Raw genomic sequence first — 17,113 nt, forward strand, 5'->3', positions numbered from 1 at the left:
ACATGAGTTTTGCGAAAGCCATCCTTATTAACTGTGGGAAAGCCACAGTTACGACAACGATTAATCGGATAAGAAAGAGTAGCTGTTATTAGCGTTATATACTCTTTAACAGAATCATCGTTATGTTCAGCTTCTTCAACAGAAATGATTTTAATATTTTTATCTTTAATTCCAAGAATATTTAAGATAGAATCATTATGGGACATTTGTTTAACCTTCTTTCATGATTTTTGTGGTGAATTGATTGTATAACGAGGGAACAGCAAATGTCCTCTTTTTTGTATAAAAAAATCTGGCATGGAATCTCTATCCATACCAGAAAGTGTATACCCCTTTTTATGAAAGTAACTTAACTCATGTCACAGTCCCTCTTATTTAGTATTAGCGGATCTTTCTAATTCATGTTATACTTAAGGTTCTAGGAAAACGGCTAAGATAAAAATATTTAAGGTGGTATTTATTATGACCAAAAAATTACACATCGCTTTATTATTTGGTGGCAACTCCTCTGAACATGATGTGTCAAAGCGATCAGCACATAATATCTATGATGCTCTTGATAAAGAAAAGTATGATGTAAGTCTTTTTATGTTTACAAAGGATGGAATTCTATTAGGCAATGAGGATTCCCAAAAGATCTTTGATGGCGAACCTGAAGACCAAGTGGTAGCGGAAGCATATCAAAAGATGGATATGAGTAGTCCATTAGCACCAATTATGGCCTTAAACGAACAAAAGGAAATTGATTTCTTCTTCCCTGTTATCCATGGTAATTTAGGTGAAGATGGTACAATTCAAGGTCTCTTTAAGCTTCTTAATAAACCATACGTTGGTTCAAATATTGCAGCTAGTGCAATGTCTTTTGACAAGGATCTTACTAAGAAGATTATTAGTCAAGCTGGTATTCGCAACACCCCTTATGTAGTAGTTACGCCAGAAAACCGGGCTGACTATTCATGGGGACGGATTGAAGAAAAATTAGGCAATCTCACTTTTGTAAAGCCAGCTAAGCAAGGTTCCTCCGTTGGAATTCACCGAGTTACTAACGCCGAAGAATACGAAAAAGCGTTAGACGATGCTTTTAAGTATGACTACAAGATCTTAGTAGAACAAGGAATCGCTAATCCTCAAGAAATTGAGATTTCAATCTTAGGAAATGAACACCCAATTGCCTCTAAGTTAGGAGCTGTTCGTGTACCTAAGGATGATCCATTCTATGATTACGAAAACAAGTTTGTGGATGCCAGTGGGGTTGTTTTTGAACTTCCTGTTAAATTACCACAATACTTGGTTGATGAAATTACAGATATGGCTTTGAAGGCATACAAGGCATTAGGAATGAAGGGAATGGCTCGGATTGACTTTTTAGTTGACAGCAATAATGTCCCTTATCTTGGTGAACCAAACACTTTACCAGGCTTTACTAACATTAGTTTGTATCCTCAAATGTGGGAAGTTTCTGGTATTTCATATTCCGACTTAATTGATCGGTTAATTCAATTAGGATTACAAGAATTTGAACGAAACAGCAAGATTAAATATGATTTCCGTAAGCTTGGTACTGAACGGGTTGGTCAAAAGAAATATAACGAAGACTAAAGAATAGTTATTTAATAGTTAGGATGTTGTGAGGACAATGTGCTAACTATTTTTATTATTAGAATTGTAACAGAAAGTAAATATTATCATAATGGTATAAAATCCGTGGTTTAGTATTGCAGTAAGAAAAATTTATAATATAATGAAGATACGTAGTTTTTGTAAGCGTTAGAGTAACCTACAGTCACGCTACTTATAATACTTTATAACCATTGCGGGGGTGACTGTGAAGATGGTTATAAGCATTTATTTTTTATAAAATTTATTGCATTTTAAGCATAAAAATAGTATTGATTTATTTTTGGTCTATAATAAAAGGCCTAGATAAAACCAAAGTAATTTTTGTTGCTAATGGTGGTATAATACGATTGGCAATGGTACAGTTCATAGAGTACATATTTTATATTCAACAATTATGATTAAGGAAGGTAAACAATGAGACTCCGAGGAGACGTATTAAAACAAATTCGTCGCAAGCGTGGATTGTCCCAAACGGCTTTAGCTGAAGGGATTTGTACTCAAGCGACAATCAGCCTAATGGAAAAACAAAATCGCTTACCCAAAATGGATATTTTAACGGCAATATGTGAACGCTTAAATATTTCTTCTGATCGAATTGTCGAAAATGAAGTTAGTGGAATTAATGAAACATTCAACCAAATTGTTGATAATTTGATTTCCCGCAACTTTGAAGATGCTTCAGCGCTTTTGAAGAAGGTTCATGTAAAAAATCTAGAAAGTGATTTTGATAAACAACGTTACTACTATCTAGTAGGAATGGTTCAAGTTGAAAATAATCAAATTGATGAAGCCATTTTTAATTTTGAACTTGTTTTAACTCAATTTGCTACTACTAGTGCTAATATTTATTTAGCCATGACAACTGCAGGAATGGCGCTTGCTTACTTAAAACGTGGTGATAAAGAACGGGCAGCACGGTTAACTAACCGGTCTGTAAAACTGATTGATAATAAAAAATTAATTGGAAGCCTTCGTCAATGGGCATCAATTGATTGTCAAATTGCAGAATTATATCTTCAACTTGAAGATCCGGATAACGCTATTGAAGTTGCTAATAAAGGAGTTGAACTTTGTCGAGAACATGATTCATTATTTTTATTAGATGAACTATATCTTTGTATAGGTCGTAGCTATATCTTAAAGAACAACAAAGAAGAAGCTAAAAAAGCTTTAAAGATTGCTGAAAGCCTTAGTATTGCTCGTAATGGATCAGTAGTCGAAAATACAATTTTACTAGAGTTAAAGAATCTAGAAATTTAATTAAAATATGTATAACTAAAAAACGAAGTTGAGAGATGGTTGATATATCTCAACTTCGTTTTTTAGTATGAATTTCAATTAGATTTTTCTTTAATTTCACCTGCTTGAACAGGATCTTCTTTAGTAAGTGTAAAGGCACAAATAAGGGTAACAATTCCAACTATAATTCCTAAAATCAAATATGTATGTTGAAAACCAATTTGGTCGTATAATTTTCCTGCAAAAGATGAGAAGAAGAAAACAGAAATTTGTTTAGCAAAGTTTGAGGAAAGCGCATAAACAGTAGCGTAAAGACGAAGGTCAAAAGCTCCAGCAATGTATTTCATAATAGAAACAAGTAAAATAGGCATTTCTAGACCAGCTAATAAACGTAGGATAATAACAAACGTTAAACTAGGTACTAAAGCAGATCCTACAATACGGATTGTTAAGATAACCCCATAGCAAAGTAAGCCGTTACGTGAACCGATTTTATTAATAAGCCATGGCATGGGGATCATTAGTAGAAATTCTAAAGCAGTCTGAGCACTAGTCATATAACTATAAGCAATAGTTCCTTGAGCAGCTGCATGGAAAAATGATTTGAAAAAGATAATAAATTGTTGATCAAAAACATCATAGATAGCAGAAGTTCCCATATAAAATAGGGAAAGAATCCAAAAGTTTCGAAGCTTAAAAATTGATCCAATTTGCTTAACGTTTAATTTATTAGATGTATCTTCTCCGGCAGCTTGAACATTATCTAAATGAATTTTGTCACTAAAAACAAAGCAACAAGTTAAAATAATAGCTGCAATTGTACAAGCCCAAAAGATTGAATTTGGACTCCAAAGGAATAATCGACCACCAACTAATGCAGCAACTGCTCCGGCTAATGAGCCTCCCATTCGTGAATGACCATATTCGAAACCATTAGTTAAACTTGCACGTTGAACGTATTGTTCAATTACAGATACACCACCGTTTAAAATAAAGCTCAAGTAAATCCCAGTGATAAGAGCTGCGAAGAACCGACTAACTGATAGAAAGGGGTTAAATAACCATTGAAAATAAGGTCCAATTAAGATCATTCCAACAGAAATTGTAATGACTAAGTTCTTTTTCATTACTAGTCGGTCTGAAATGATACCAAAAACAGGTTGAAAAATTAGCGAAATTCCAGACATCATTGAGAAAACTAATCCGGCTTCAATTCCATTAAAGTGAGCTTGTTGTTCAAGCCAAAGCGTTAGATATCCAAACACAATTGCCCATGTGAAGAAATAACTAAAGTGGGTAACTGGAAATCCCCAAAAATCTTTACTACGACTTTCAGTAACAACTGCTGAATTTTCTGTTTTATCCATAAATATATACATTCCTTTCTTTATTAAAGATTGCTATATGGAACAGGTTTGCCAAAATTAGGGGTACCATCATTGTTATAGGTAAATGATTTAACGATCGTATGCCGATTAGGATCATATAAGGGGTCACCTTTAATATCTGTATAATTACGGCAGTGATAAACCATTAAATCGGTTTTACCATCTTCTGCAACTGTAAATGAATTATGACCAGGGCCATATTGATGATGAGTAATATCACTTTGGAAGACAGGAGTAGAAGATTTATGCCAATTTTGTGGATTAAGGACATCCTCATTTTCGTCACAGGTTAACATACCCATTGCATAATTTTCATCTGTAGCACTTGCAGAATAAGTGAGAAACAGTTTTCCATTTCGATGTAAAATCGCTGGGCCTTCATTAACCCAGAATACTTTTGTTTCCCAATCATATTCAGGTTTACTAAGCATTACTGGAATAGTTTTTAGTGTCCAAGGATTTTGCATTTCTGCGATATAGAGATTGGAGTTACCTTTAATGTTAGGATCCTTCTGTGCCCAAACATAATATAATTTGCCATTAAGCTTAAAACAGGTTGCATCAAGTGAAAATGAATCTATAGGTGTGTGAACTTGACCATGCTCTATCCAGTCATCTTCACTTTCCATTGGGTTTTCTTTATCACATTCGATACAAAACATTCGATGTTGAAACATTCCGTTTTTATCGAAGGCAGTTGTTTCAGCAGCAGCAAAGTAAATAAACCACTTTCCATTTATAAAGTGTAATTCAGGAGCCCAAATTAATTGACTCATTGGCCCTTGGTCATGCTTACGCCAAATTGTTCGTGGAGCGGCATGAGCTAAGCCTTCTATTGTGCGAGCTCTTCGAATTTCAATTCGATTATAGGATGGGACAGAGGCAGTAAAATAATAATAACCGTCACTATGACGATAAATATAAGGATCTGCACGTTGAATAATTAATGGTGCAGTATAGGTAAGTTTGCTCAAAATCATTCCTCCTTGATAAGAAATATCTTACAATGCAAAGATACTTCCTCCGGAAAGGGCTTTCAATGTAGTGTGTGAAATTTATTCAATAAATTTAGTGAAAATCAACAAATTTATTTATTGTTATTCTTTTGTGAAAGCGATACCATTTGGTTGATGAACAAAAATGTTTAATTTGATGTATAAATGATCAACTAAAAAGTTGTTCTAATTGAATTAAATCATTTTATTTTTAAAACAATTAATGAATATGTTGATGAGAAGAAAGGAACGAATAAAAGGATGGAAACTATGATTTCAGTAGATTATCTTGATGTCTATAAAGCACTAGCTTCACCAGTGCGTTTAAAGTTGATTAAATTATTATCTAAAAAACAGTTGAGTATTATGGAACTTGCAAGTGAAGTTGGATTAAGTTCTACAATCATTTCAAAACATCTGGATAAATTAGCAGATGTACATATTATTGAATTTCATCGTGTTGGACACCATAAAGTTGCTAAATTACGAGTTGATCAAATTAATATTCACTTTCCAAAGACAATTTATGAAAAATATAAAATTCATAAAACAGAAGTGCCGGTAGGACAATTTACTAATTTTTCTGTAAAACCTTCTTGTGGCTTAGCGGGTTCAACTGGATATATTGGCAAGGTAGATAATCCATCTTATTTTGCAGATCCACATCGAATGGAGGCGGGGATGGTTTGGTGGAATGACGGGTATATTGAATATCAACTTCCTAATCATTTACAAAAAAATGATGAGTTAAAAATGCTTGATATTGTGGCAGAATTAGGAAGCGAATTTCCATTTTCTAACAATAATTGGCCTTCTGATATCACTATTTCATTAAATGGAACAGAATTAGGATTTTGGACGAGTCCAGGAGATTTTTCAGATGTTAGAGGAAAATATACGCCATCATGGGTACCTAATAATGTTAACCAATATGGTTTACAAAAAACTTTTAGAATTACTGATCACGGAACATATCTTGATGGTCAACCGTGGTCAGATATATCTCTTAGTGATTTAACATATGACCCTGACAGATTTATTTTACGGTTTGAAGTAAAAAAGACAGCTACTCATAAAGGAGGCTGTACAATTTATGGCCATAATTTTGGAAATTTTCATGAAAGTGTTCAAATGAAGCTATTTTATAAATGACATTAAGATTTATACGTATAAATAATTAATGAAAATTTAATTGATTATTAAAGACTAATTCCAGTTTTTTTACATTAAACGAGAATTAGTCTTTTTTAGTAGTAAAAAATAAAAATATTTTTCACATGCATAACTGCTTCTAACTACAAGATAGACATGAAATTGTTAAATGTATAAAACGCTTTTTCACAATTGGTTATGATCAATTTTAAATAATTCACTTGATTTATACGTACAAATATTTTATAGTAATAATTGTTCAATGAAAGCGCGTTCATGTTCATGAAAAACTATTATTTTTTATTTTTAAGGAGGATGAATGTAATGGCTAAAGCCGAGAAGAAAATATCAAGTGCATTTATCTACTTCTTCGGATCATTTGGGGGCATCCTATTTGGTTACGATATCGGTGTTATGACTGGTGCTTTGCCTTTCTTACAAGCTGATTGGCACCTTGAAAATGCGGCTTCTCTAGTTGGATGGATTACTTCAGCAGTTATGTTTGGGGCGATCTTCGGAGGCGCATTAGCTGGACAACTTTCTGACAAGTTTGGTCGGCGGAAAATGATTTTAATGTCTGCGATTGTATTCATGGTATTCTCCGTTTTATCTGGTGTTTCACCAGACATGGGCGAAGCAAGTGCCTACTATCTGATTATTGTTCGGATGCTTTTAGGTTTAGCGGTAGGGGCTGCATCGGCCTTGGTACCGGCCTATATGTCTGAAATGGCACCAGCTAAAGCGCGTGGACGTTTATCTGGACTTAACCAAACAATGATTGTTTCTGGAATGTTATTGTCGTATATCGTTGACTTCCTATTGAAAGATCTTCCTGGTGAATGGGCATGGCGTCTTATGTTAGGATTAGCTGCTGTTCCTGCTTTAATCCTATTCCTTGGTGTTCTGCGCTTACCAGAATCTCCACGGTTCTTATTACGTAAAGGTGAAGAAGCTCAAGCGCGGAAAGTTCTTTCTTACATTCGTAAAAATCCAGCTGAAATTGATCAAGAATTGGCAAGTATTAAAGAAACTGCTAAAGAAGAACAACAAGCAAATCAAAAGACAAGTTGGTCAACCTTATTCAGTGGCAAGTATCGTTACCTAGTTATTGCTGGGGTTGGGGTTGCAGCCTTCCAACAGTTCCAAGGTGCAAATGCGATCTTCTACTACATTCCATTAATTGTTCAAAAAGCAACTGGCCAAGCTGCATCTTCAAACTTAATGTGGCCAATTGTTCAAGGGGTTATCTTAGTTGTTGGTTCCCTGGTTTACATGTGGATTGCTGATAAATTTAACCGACGGACATTGTTAATGGTTGGTGGTGCTGTCATGGGACTTTCCTTTATTCTTCCAGCCGTTATTAATTGGATGATGCCAAATATGAATCCGATGACAATTGTTGTGTTCTTATGTATCTATGTTGCTTTCTACTCTTTCACATGGGCTCCGTTAACATGGGTGCTTGTTGGTGAAATCTTCCCACTAGCTATCCGGGGTCGTGCATCTGGTTTAGCTTCATCATTTAACTGGATTGGATCATGGTTAGTTGGTCTTATCTTCCCAATTATGACGGCAAGCATGCCACAAGAAGCTGTTTTCGCGATCTTCGGTATTATCTGTATCTTAGGAGTCGTCTTCGTTAAGATTTGTGTTCCAGAAACTCGTGGTCACACTCTTGAAGAAATTGAAGAGCAAGGAACAAATCATGGTCGAGTAAAGGCCAGCAATCCTGAAAACTAGGAGGAATACTCTATGAATTTACGTGAAACAGCGACACAAGTAAAAAATGGTCAGGCTTCACTAGGAATTGAGTTAGGCTCTACCCGAATTAAAGCAGTCTTGATTAATCCAAATTTTGAAACTATTTCTTCTGGGAGCTATACCTGGGAAAACCAATTGAAAGACGGAATCTGGACATACCCGCTGGATCAAGTTTGGGAAGGAATTCAAGCTGCTTATGCCAAGATTAAGGCAGATGTCCAAAGCAAGTACCATGTGAGCTTGGATGAAATTAGTTCAATCGGTGTCAGTGCCATGATGCATGGGTACCTACCATTTGATAAAAATAACCAATTACTTGTTCCGTTTAGAACCTGGCGGAATAATATCACTGAAGAATCAGCTGATAAGTTAACTGATTTATTTGATTTTAATATTCCACAGCGATGGAGTGTCGCTCACCTCTACCAAGCAATTTTGAACAAGGAGCCGCATGTTAAAGATATTGATTTCATTACAACTTTAGCTGGTTATGTTCACTGGAAGCTTTCGGGTGAAAAAGTTTTAGGAATTGGGGATGCCTCAGGAGTATTTCCAATCGATGACCAAACATTAACTTATTGCCAAGACTTTGTTGACAAGTTCAATTCATTACCAGAAGTCGAACAATATCCATGGAAACTTAAGAATATTTTGCCAGCGGTCCTTGTAGCTGGACGCGATGCAGGTCACTTAACTGTGGATGGAGCAAAATTACTTGATCCAAGTGGAACTTTGCAAGCGGGTAGTTTGATGGCTCCTCCAGAAGGGGATGCAGGAACGGGAATGGTTGGAACTAATAGTGTTCGAAAAAGGACAGGAAACATTTCAGTTGGAACTTCAGCCTTCTCAATGAATGTGTTGGATGCTCCATTAAAGAAACTCCACCGTGATATTGACATTGTTACTACGCCAACCGGTGATCCAGTAGCCATGGTTCATATCAATAATTGTTCTTCTGATATCAACGCCTGGGTTGGATTGTTTAGAGATTTTGCTAATGCAATTGGGGCCAAGATCGATACCAATACGCTTTACGAGACTCTCTTTGATTCAACAGTTCACTCCGATCCAGATGCTGGTGGATTAATTAATTATAGTTATCTTTCTGGTGAAAATATTACCAAGATTCAAGAAGGACGTCCCTTATTTGTCCGTACTCCAAATAGTAAGATGAGCCTCGCCAACTTCTTCCTTACTCAACTCTATGCAGCGTTTGCGCCATTGAAGATTGGGATGGATATCTTACTAAATGAAGAACACGTTCAAACCGATGTCATGGTTGCGCAAGGGGGACTCTTTGGGACACCAGTTATTGGGCAACAAGTTTTGGCGAATGCCTTAAATATCCCAATTACAATCATGAATACGGCCAGTGAAGGTGGACCATGGGGAATGGCGGTTCTTGCTAAGTATGCTGAGACGTACGGAAAAGAATCCCTAGCAGATTACCTTGACGAAAAAGTCTTTAAGAATCCAGAAAGCATGACCCTTACACCAGAACCTGCTGGTGTAAAGGGATATGAAAGCTTTATTACTCGTTACCAAGCAGGTTTACCTGTTGAAGCATTGGCTGGTGATGACATTAAAGAACGTGAAGAGAAAGGGAGTAAATAGTACATGTTAGAAGATTTAAAGAAAGAAGTTTATGAAGCCAATATGCGGCTTCCTAAACTAGGTCTTGTTTCCTTTACATGGGGCAATGTTTCAGGAATTGACCGTGAAAAAGGATTGTTTGTTATTAAGCCTTCTGGAGTTCCATATGAAGAGATGAAGCCGGAAGATATGGTTGTTGTCAATTTGGATGGTGAGGTAGTCGAGGGTGACTTGAATCCATCCAGTGATACTCCTACTCACACTTACCTTTATAATCACTTCCCAAAGATTGGTGGAGTCGTTCATACTCATTCACCCTGGGCAGTAGCATTTGCAGCTGCACGGATGGATGTTCCAGCGATGAATACCACGCACGCTGATACTTTCTATACTGATGTCCCAGCCGCTGATGCTTTGACGAAGGAAGAAATTGAAGAAGACTATGAAGGTAATACAGGAAAGGTAATCGTTCGTTCATTCAAGGAACGGGGCTTGGACTATGAAGCAACCCCAGCGGCATTAGTAATGCAACATGGTCCATTTACCTGGGGCCCAACACCTGATAAAGCAGTTTATAATGCCAAGGTGTTAGAAGTTGTGGCAGAAGAAGATTATCATGCAATGCAATTAACGCATCAAGACCTTCACTTACCTCAATACTTGTTGGACAAACACTATTACCGCAAGCATGGTGCGAATGCATATTACGGACAAAATAATGCGCATTCAAAAGATCATGCAGTTCACGCTTAATTAATTTGGTAGCTACATTTAAAAACTTTTTAGGATAAAAGGAGTGTAATCTCATGGATATTAAGAATTACGAATTTTGGTTTGTTACTGGTAGTCAATTCCTTTACGGTGAAGAACAATTAAAGTCAGTTGCTGCTGATGCTGAAGATATTGTTAATAAGTTAAACGAAAGTGGTAAGTTGCCTTACAAGGTTGTCTTCAAGGGTGTGATGACAACTGCTGAAGGAATCACTAAGTTTATGAAGGAAGCTAACTACAATGACAAGGTTGCCGGTGTTATGACGTGGATGCATACCTTCTCACCAGCAAAGAACTGGATTCGAGGAACTAAGCTTTTACAAAAGCCACTCCTTCACTTAGCAACTCAATACTTGAACAAGATTCCATATGACACCATTGACTTTGATTACATGAACTTAAACCAATCAGCTCATGGTGACCGTGAATATGCTTACATTAACGCTCGTTTACAAAAGCATAACAAGATTGTTTACGGCTTCTGGGGTGATGAAGAAGTTCAAGAAGAAATCGCTGACTGGCAAAATGTTGCAGTTGCTTACAACGAAAGCTTTAACATTAAGATTGTTCGTTTTGGCGATACAATGCGGAATGTTGCCGTTACTGAAGGTGACAAAGTTGAAGCCCAGATGTTCCTTGGCTGGACTGTTGACTACTGGCCAGTAAGTGACTTAGTAGAATATGTAAATGGTATCAGTGAAGATGAAATTGATGCTGCTTACAAGGACCTAGCAAGTCGTTACGAAATGGTCCAAGGTGACAATACTAAGGAACACTATGAACACTCAGTTCGTTACCAACTTCGTGAATACCTTGGTTTGAAGAAGTTTATGGATGAAAAAGGCTACACTGGATTTACCACTAACTTTGAAGACTTGCATGGCCTTGAAGAATTACCTGGGTTAGCTGCTCAATTATTGATGCGTGATGGCTACGGCTTTGGTGCTGAAGGTGATTGGAAGTCTGCCGGAATGGACCGCTTATTGAAGATTGCTGCTGATAATGTTGCTACTGCCTTTATGGAAGACTACACATTAGACCTTCGTCCAGGCCACCAAGCAATTCTTGGTTCACACATGCTTGAAGTTGACCCAACAATTGCTTCAGATAAACCACGGGTTGAAGTTCACCCATTAGACATTGGGGGTAAAGATGACCCAGCACGGTTAGTATTTACTGGCCGGGAAGGTAAGGCTGTCGATGTTACCCTTTCATACTTCAACGATGGTTACAAGGTTATTGGTTACTCAGTTGATTGTCACAAGCCAGAAGCTGAAACGCCTCATCTTCCAGTTGCTAAGCAGTTATGGACACCAACTGTTGGCTTAAAGGAAGGTGCTGAACGTTGGATGCACGCTGGTGGCGGTCATCACACAATCTTGAGCTTCAGTTTGAAACCACAACAAATTAAAGATCTTTTCGGAATGTTAGATGTTAAAGTTGATTTTATTGAATAGTCAATTTTAATTAAAAATACAAAAATGGTTCTACTCGGCAAACCTCGAGACGAGTAGAACCATTTTTTATCAGGAGATGGAATAATGAAAACTGAAAAAGAGAAAATGCTAGCAGGGGAAGTTTTTAACGTTTACGATCCCGAATTAGTTAAAGAGCGCCAATATGCCCGTCAATTAGTTGAGCGCTTTAATGCTCTTGGCGAGATGAACCCGACTGCAAGCAATACTGTGATTCGTCAATTATTTGGACACGTTGGCGAAAAGTGTGAAGTTCATCCGCAATTCAAATGTGATTATGGTTATAACATTTATGTAGATGATGATTTTTTCGCTAACTATGATTGTGTAATGCTTGATGTCAGCCCGATTCGGCTTGGGAAGCATTGTTTATTGGGACCGCGAGTGCAGATTTATACTGTCAATCATCCCCTTGACCCACAATTACGATGCAATGGGGCTTATGGCCAAAGTAAGGATGTCACCATTGGGGATGATGCGTGGATTGGGAGTGATTCCATTATTGCTGGTAATTCTGCAAAAGTAATTAAAAAACTGTATTGCTTGAAATATTCTTAAAAGATTCGTGCAAGAATTGGTAATAGCCAGATCCAGAAAATACAACTTCCTGCAAAGACAACGGTTGAAACAGCAACTGAGCTAGCACCTTCTTTAACATAAATATTATAACGACTAGAAATAATGATTCCAGAAAATGCAGGCGGTAATCCAGTTGCGAGGCAGAGCATTGAGATTTTTTCTGGATCTGTTCCCATTCCACAAATATAAGCAACGGCAACAATAATAGCCGGCGTTAGGAAAAGACGGAAGAACGTATTCCATAATACTTCTTTATCGATGGAGAACTTAACTGTTGCCAGGGCAAGTCCAGCGGCTAAAACCGCAACTCCCGCATTTGCTTTAGCAATAAGGTCAAAAGTCGGATCCCATGAAGTTGGAATTTTAATCCCAATAAGAACAAATATAACAGCTAGTAAAGGAGCAGCAGCAACTGGCTGTTTAACTGCATTAAGAATTGACTCGAGCGTTGAATTTTTAAGTGGACGTTCCTTACCAGCATGATCATCAATTTCTGCACGAATAAGGTCGATTTCTCTATCTAATCCCTTTTCTTTTAATGCTTTAGCTTCAGCATCAGTAACTGGAACTCCATCTGGAATTGTTCGTTCAACTAATTTAGTGGTCTTATTATTTCCTTTTCCACTATGTTGTTTAACTTTAACGGTTACTCCTTTCTTTTTCGAAGTTGTTTGTCTTGACTTAGCTTGACCTTTATTAATTAAGGAAAGTCCAAGGGGAATTGTAATGGCATTAACAACAATTGAAACAATTCCAATAACTAAATTAGTTGTTACATTATTACCGTAAATTGGATCAAGGACAGCAAACCCAAGGAATCCAATTGTTGGTGAGCCAGCAATTAAAGCACATACGGCGGCTTGTTGAATATTACGATGAAAAAATAATTTATCAAGAAAGTAACTTACCATAAAAAGACCAGTAACACCAATAATAGAAATTAGCGTCAGCACAACATCTTGTGCAAACATAGCTCGTGTGGCTTTAACAATTGAAATAAATAGTGCAGCAGGAAGAGCAATATCTAGCACTAATTTATTTAGACCTTGTCGTTGATTATTATCAAAAAAACTGAATTTACCACAAAGATATCCTAATAACATAATAATTAAAATTGGTATAACATCATTAACTAATATATTAATCATAATAAACCTCCTTTATTTTATAAAAATATTTATACTTAAAATATAAACAAATCTAAAAAGGAGATAAAGTAAAATGAACTGGAAAAATTTTAATATTAAATTAATTTGGGTCTAGGCTATTTAAGTTTTGGGGGATTTACCTTTATAACATTAATAAAAAATTAGTTTTTCCACCGCTCTTTCTTAATATTTAAGATTATACTCATACACTAATGCTGGTTCTTTACCTACGCGTGTAAAGTTGTTTAAGTTATTAATAGCAGTCATTTCTTCGTCGTTTAATACGAAATCATAAATATTAATATTTTGTTTGATACGAGCTTCATGAACAGATTTTGGAATAAAGGCAACCCCGCTTTGCAAATGCCAGCGGAGGACAACTTGGGCGGCAGACTTATGATGGTTAGCAGCAATCTTATTGAGGGTTGGATTGTCGAGGATGGTTCCACGCCCCAGCGGACTCCACGCTTGGGTAACAATATCATGTTCCTTATCGTATTGGAGCAATGGTTGTTGATTTAGGCGAGGATGACGTTCAATTTGATTGATGACGGGCATCTCGTGCGCTTGGGTAGCAAGATACTGAAGGTGAATCATTTGGTAATTACTAACACCGATTGAACCAGTCAGCCCTTCCCTTTTTAATTCTTCAAGGGCTGCCCAAGTATCAAAGAAAGCTCGCTCAATTGGCCAATGAATAAGAAGAAGGTTAACGTAATCGAGTTTCAATTTTTGCAGTGAGTCTTTAACAGAGGCGATTGTTTGCTTAAACCCTTGATTAGGTTCAGATACCTTAGTAGTTATAAAAAGCTCTTGGCGAGGAAGGTTGAGTTCTCGAAGTGCATTACCAACCTCTGCTTCGTTTTTATATAATTGTGCGGTATCAAAAAGACGATAGCCAGCATCATAGGCATACTTTATCGCGGAGGTAATCGTACTTTGATCAGTAATTTTATATAAGCCAAATCCCTCTTGAGGCATTAATTGACCATCAGCAAGTAATAATTGTTTTATATCATTATTCATTTGACTTCTCCTTTGTAATAAGTGGCGCAGTAGACTGACCTTTGATAATCGAGGGAGGATAGACTTTTGATTCAACTTCTTCGCCAGCAATCATTTTTAAGATCATTTTTCCAGCATCTTCACCTAGTTGACGTTTAGGGTGATTAGCTGTAGTGAGGCTAGGGGAGATAATTTGCGCCATTTCATAGTTATCAAAACCTAGTACTGAAATATCAGTCGGCACTTGTTTTCCCTCTTTCTGAAGATGACTAATAACTCTTGTTGCAAGGCGGTCGTTATAGCAAGCAATAGCAGTGATGTCATTATTACTATTAAGCATCATATCGACTTTTTTGATAATATCTTCGTAGTCTTCACTTGATTGGTACATAATAACATTTGATTTAGTGGTGGGGATATTGTTATCTTGATAGGCTTTGATCATTCCGGCCATGCGGTCAACGCCTTGTTGATCATCTATTTGGAATACTCCTAAAATATTAGTATGACCGAGGTCAAAAAGATACTTTACTAACTCTTCTTCAGCCTCTTGATCTTTTGTTAAAAGAGAAGGGAATGTAAAGCCAGGATAGGTTGAGTGAAATAGGATTGTTGGAATTTTATATTTTTGGACTTGACGATAAAGGTCTAAGTTAGGATTAGGCATGGCGCTTTCAGTCGGCTCAATAATTAACCCAGCAATTTGAAGATCCAACATATTTAAGATTGTTTGGCGTTCGCGTTTATGGTCATTAAGAGTATTTCCAACAATCATTGAGTAACCTTGTTCTGTTACCACACTATCAATTCCAGAAATAATTGGAGGGAAGATATAGTCAGCCATATGAGTGCTGATTACCCCAATGATTTTATTCTTTTCACTTTTTGTCCAATCGCGTTGCCAGTCTTGAACAAACATCCCGCCACCTTGAATACGGTAAATATAGTGCTCGTTTTCAAGGTCACCGACAGCACGACGAATTGTATAACGTGACACATTAAAACGCTTCATTAAGGCACTTTCAGTTGGCAATTTTTCATTAATTTTGTATTTTCCATCAATAATTTCGTTTCGTAAAGTTTGTTTTACTGTTTCATACTTCACTTCCAATGCTTTGCGCTCCTATCTTAATAAAAGTAGTTTTGAATATATAAAAAATGCTCCATATAATTAGCAACCTGCTAACGCTTATGAAGCATTTGATTGATTTTATCTTGATATTTAGAACCGACGCTTCTTTGGATTTTCGATTGGCTTGTTATCCAAATCGGTCCGTACTACTAGAACATCGCAAATTGCTGTTCGGGTAACAAATTCGGTAACAGAACCGATCAAAATTCGTTCAACAGCGTTTAGACCAGTAGCACCAATCATGATTAGGTCAGCACCCATTTCCTTTGGCATATCCCGAGCAATAATTGTCTTTGGAGCACCATATTCAATGGAATAACTAGCATTTTCAACACCGTGCTCTTTAGCGTAGTCGATGTACTTGTCTAAAGTCTTCTTTGCAGTTTCTGTAACTTGTTCAACCATTGAAGTATCGAAACTAGAAATGTTCTGGAATGCACGTGTGTCAACAACGTGAAGTAAACGTAATTCAGTGTCTGCACCATTACGTTTTGCTACAGCAACAGCTTTTTTAAAAGCCAATTCAGCTTCTTTAGAACCGTCAACAGGAACTAAAATGTGTTTGTATTCTTGTGCCATAATTGTAGTGCCCTCCTGAAATCTTTATACTATATATTTATTATACACTTTTTCACTATTGAGCGTAAAGCGCCTACGAAACATTACTTGCGATGATTTATACGAAAATCAGCAGTAATTGCGAAGGCCATTAATGTTTCGCTGACACAGCCAATAATTACCATAATAACTAGAAATCCAGTATTGTTTGTCCATCCAGCAATGATACTCAGGATACCGACGATGGTCATCACAAGCCCCCAATTTTTTAATTGCGGAGCTAAATATTTGCTTTTAGTAGGATCGAAAACAAGAAATGGCTTATGGATGTGGGTTAAAAGAAAGATTCCTTCAAAAAGAGCAATCAAACCAAAAAGAGTCATTAGAAGTGGTAGTAACATAAAAATCTATCCTATCTTAAGTAATGTTGGTATAAATAAAGAGGCTGTTGAAAAAACGAAGTTTTTTCTCAGCCTCCCTCACTAAATATGTACGAAAACTCCGTTGGTGCCGTTAATTGTCATTCAGTGTTGACCTGTGTTTAAGACAGGTGGGACACGGCTGCCTAATATTCAACTACCAAGTGTAAAGGCATGTTGTCCAAAAGGCAATACACTAGTCCCAAAGTAATAAGACTGTAAGGCAAACCTGCGTTTAGACAACGCGTACACTACAGAATTTTCACTTTTATAATAGC

14 protein-coding genes, 1 other RNA gene and 2 pseudogenes are annotated in these 17,113 nt (G+C 36.7%); 8 read left to right on the top strand and 9 right to left on the bottom strand.

The genetic code is table 11. The features are described 5' to 3' along the window. Window positions 1-206, bottom strand: a pseudogene (locus LMB57_RS03850) (ISL3 family transposase); the annotation flags it as partial. Between the two features lie 256 nt (window positions 207-462). Between LMB57_RS03850 and LMB57_RS03855 the strand changes: the two are divergent. Next, window positions 463-1,599: a D-alanine--D-alanine ligase family protein gene (locus LMB57_RS03855; RefSeq protein ID WP_003676132.1), complete on the top strand. Its 1,137-nt coding sequence runs from the start codon at window positions 463-465 to the stop codon at window positions 1,597-1,599. Window positions 1,600-2,034: 435 nt separating this feature from the next. After that, window positions 2,035-2,880 carry a helix-turn-helix domain-containing protein gene (locus LMB57_RS03860; RefSeq protein WP_229271244.1) on the top strand — a complete coding sequence of 282 codons (846 nt, stop codon included), beginning with the start codon at window positions 2,035-2,037 and terminating at the stop codon, window positions 2,878-2,880. Between the two features lie 74 nt (window positions 2,881-2,954). Here LMB57_RS03860 and LMB57_RS03865 read toward each other — a convergent pair whose 3' ends face one another. Further along, the gene (locus LMB57_RS03865; RefSeq protein WP_229271245.1) at window positions 2,955-4,226 is read right to left on the bottom strand and encodes an oligosaccharide MFS transporter; all 1,272 of its coding nucleotides are present in this window, start codon (window positions 4,224-4,226) and stop codon (window positions 2,955-2,957) included. A 23-nt stretch (window positions 4,227-4,249) separates the two neighbouring features. Continuing rightward, window positions 4,250-5,221 carry a glycoside hydrolase family 43 protein gene (locus LMB57_RS03870; protein WP_229271246.1) on the bottom strand — a complete coding sequence of 324 codons (972 nt, stop codon included), beginning with the start codon at window positions 5,219-5,221 and terminating at the stop codon, window positions 4,250-4,252. Between the two features lie 282 nt (window positions 5,222-5,503). Between LMB57_RS03870 and LMB57_RS03875 the strand changes: the two genes are divergently transcribed. The 6 genes and pseudogenes from LMB57_RS03875 to LMB57_RS03900 all read left to right on the top strand — a co-directional run. Continuing rightward, window positions 5,504-6,394 (top strand): ArsR/SmtB family transcription factor, encoded by an 891-nt coding sequence (locus LMB57_RS03875; RefSeq protein ID WP_229271247.1) that lies wholly within the window; start codon window positions 5,504-5,506, stop codon window positions 6,392-6,394. Between the two features lie 315 nt (window positions 6,395-6,709). Further along, complete coding sequence (locus LMB57_RS03880; protein WP_418887470.1) at window positions 6,710-8,134, top strand: sugar porter family MFS transporter; 1,425 nt, start codon at window positions 6,710-6,712, stop codon at window positions 8,132-8,134. A gap of 12 nt (window positions 8,135-8,146) precedes the next feature. Beyond that, complete coding sequence (locus LMB57_RS03885; RefSeq protein ID WP_229271249.1) at window positions 8,147-9,769, top strand: xylulokinase; 1,623 nt, start codon at window positions 8,147-8,149, stop codon at window positions 9,767-9,769. Between the two features lie 3 nt (window positions 9,770-9,772). Beyond that, entirely contained in the window at window positions 9,773-10,501 is a 729-nt protein-coding gene (locus tag LMB57_RS03890) for an L-ribulose-5-phosphate 4-epimerase (protein ID WP_153702654.1), read from the top strand. Window positions 10,502-10,554: 53 nt separating this feature from the next. After that, window positions 10,555-11,976 carry an L-arabinose isomerase gene (gene araA / locus LMB57_RS03895; RefSeq protein ID WP_229271250.1) on the top strand — a complete coding sequence of 474 codons (1,422 nt, stop codon included), beginning with the start codon at window positions 10,555-10,557 and terminating at the stop codon, window positions 11,974-11,976. A gap of 84 nt (window positions 11,977-12,060) precedes the next feature. Next, window positions 12,061-12,498: pseudogene (locus tag LMB57_RS03900) on the top strand (sugar O-acetyltransferase); the annotation flags it as partial. 50 nt (window positions 12,499-12,548) lie between these two features. Here the strand turns inward: LMB57_RS03900 and LMB57_RS03905 are convergent. From LMB57_RS03905 to ssrS, 6 genes are all read right to left on the bottom strand, one after another. Further along, a complete protein-coding gene (locus LMB57_RS03905; RefSeq protein ID WP_229271252.1) occupies window positions 12,549-13,721 on the bottom strand; it encodes an AEC family transporter in 1,173 nt (390 codons plus the stop codon). 183 nt (window positions 13,722-13,904) lie between these two features. After that, entirely contained in the window at window positions 13,905-14,747 is an 843-nt protein-coding gene (locus LMB57_RS03910; RefSeq protein WP_229271253.1) for an aldo/keto reductase, read from the bottom strand. Then, entirely contained in the window at window positions 14,740-15,837 is a 1,098-nt protein-coding gene (locus LMB57_RS03915; protein WP_229271254.1) for a GntR family transcriptional regulator, read from the bottom strand. The genes LMB57_RS03910 and LMB57_RS03915 overlap by 8 nt, the downstream gene beginning before the upstream one ends. 111 nt (window positions 15,838-15,948) lie before the next feature. After that, window positions 15,949-16,437 (bottom strand): universal stress protein, encoded by a 489-nt coding sequence (locus tag LMB57_RS03920; RefSeq protein ID WP_003666602.1) that lies wholly within the window; start codon window positions 16,435-16,437, stop codon window positions 15,949-15,951. A gap of 83 nt (window positions 16,438-16,520) precedes the next feature. Next, on the bottom strand, window positions 16,521-16,817 hold the full coding sequence (locus LMB57_RS03925; RefSeq protein WP_229271255.1) for a hypothetical protein: 297 nt from the start codon (window positions 16,815-16,817) through the stop codon (window positions 16,521-16,523). A 93-nt stretch (window positions 16,818-16,910) separates the two neighbouring features. Next, window positions 16,911-17,098: non-coding RNA, 6S RNA (gene ssrS / locus LMB57_RS09925), on the bottom strand. Between the last annotated feature and the right edge of the window lie 15 nt (window positions 17,099-17,113).

It is taken from the genome of Limosilactobacillus secundus, assembly GCF_020784695.1.
Taxonomy (GTDB): domain Bacteria; phylum Bacillota; class Bacilli; order Lactobacillales; family Lactobacillaceae; genus Limosilactobacillus; species Limosilactobacillus reuteri_F.

Coding starts and splice junctions, on each gene's coding strand:
- LMB57_RS03855 (WP_003676132.1), top strand. CDS start 463: ATGACCAAAAAATTACACATCGCTTTATTATTTGGTGGCAACTCCTCT.
- LMB57_RS03860 (WP_229271244.1), top strand. CDS start 2,035: ATGAGACTCCGAGGAGACGTATTAAAACAAATTCGTCGCAAGCGTGGA.
- LMB57_RS03865 (WP_229271245.1), bottom strand. CDS start 4,226: ATGGATAAAACAGAAAATTCAGCAGTTGTTACTGAAAGTCGTAGTAAA.
- LMB57_RS03875 (WP_229271247.1), top strand. CDS start 5,504: ATGGAAACTATGATTTCAGTAGATTATCTTGATGTCTATAAAGCACTA.
- LMB57_RS03880 (WP_418887470.1), top strand. CDS start 6,710: ATGAATGTAATGGCTAAAGCCGAGAAGAAAATATCAAGTGCATTTATC.
- LMB57_RS03885 (WP_229271249.1), top strand. CDS start 8,147: ATGAATTTACGTGAAACAGCGACACAAGTAAAAAATGGTCAGGCTTCA.
- LMB57_RS03890 (WP_153702654.1), top strand. CDS start 9,773: ATGTTAGAAGATTTAAAGAAAGAAGTTTATGAAGCCAATATGCGGCTT.
- araA (WP_229271250.1), top strand. CDS start 10,555: ATGGATATTAAGAATTACGAATTTTGGTTTGTTACTGGTAGTCAATTC.
- LMB57_RS03905 (WP_229271252.1), bottom strand. CDS start 13,721: ATGATTAATATATTAGTTAATGATGTTATACCAATTTTAATTATTATG.
- LMB57_RS03910 (WP_229271253.1), bottom strand. CDS start 14,747: ATGAATAATGATATAAAACAATTATTACTTGCTGATGGTCAATTAATG.
- LMB57_RS03920 (WP_003666602.1), bottom strand. CDS start 16,437: ATGGCACAAGAATACAAACACATTTTAGTTCCTGTTGACGGTTCTAAA.
- LMB57_RS03925 (WP_229271255.1), bottom strand. CDS start 16,817: ATGTTACTACCACTTCTAATGACTCTTTTTGGTTTGATTGCTCTTTTT.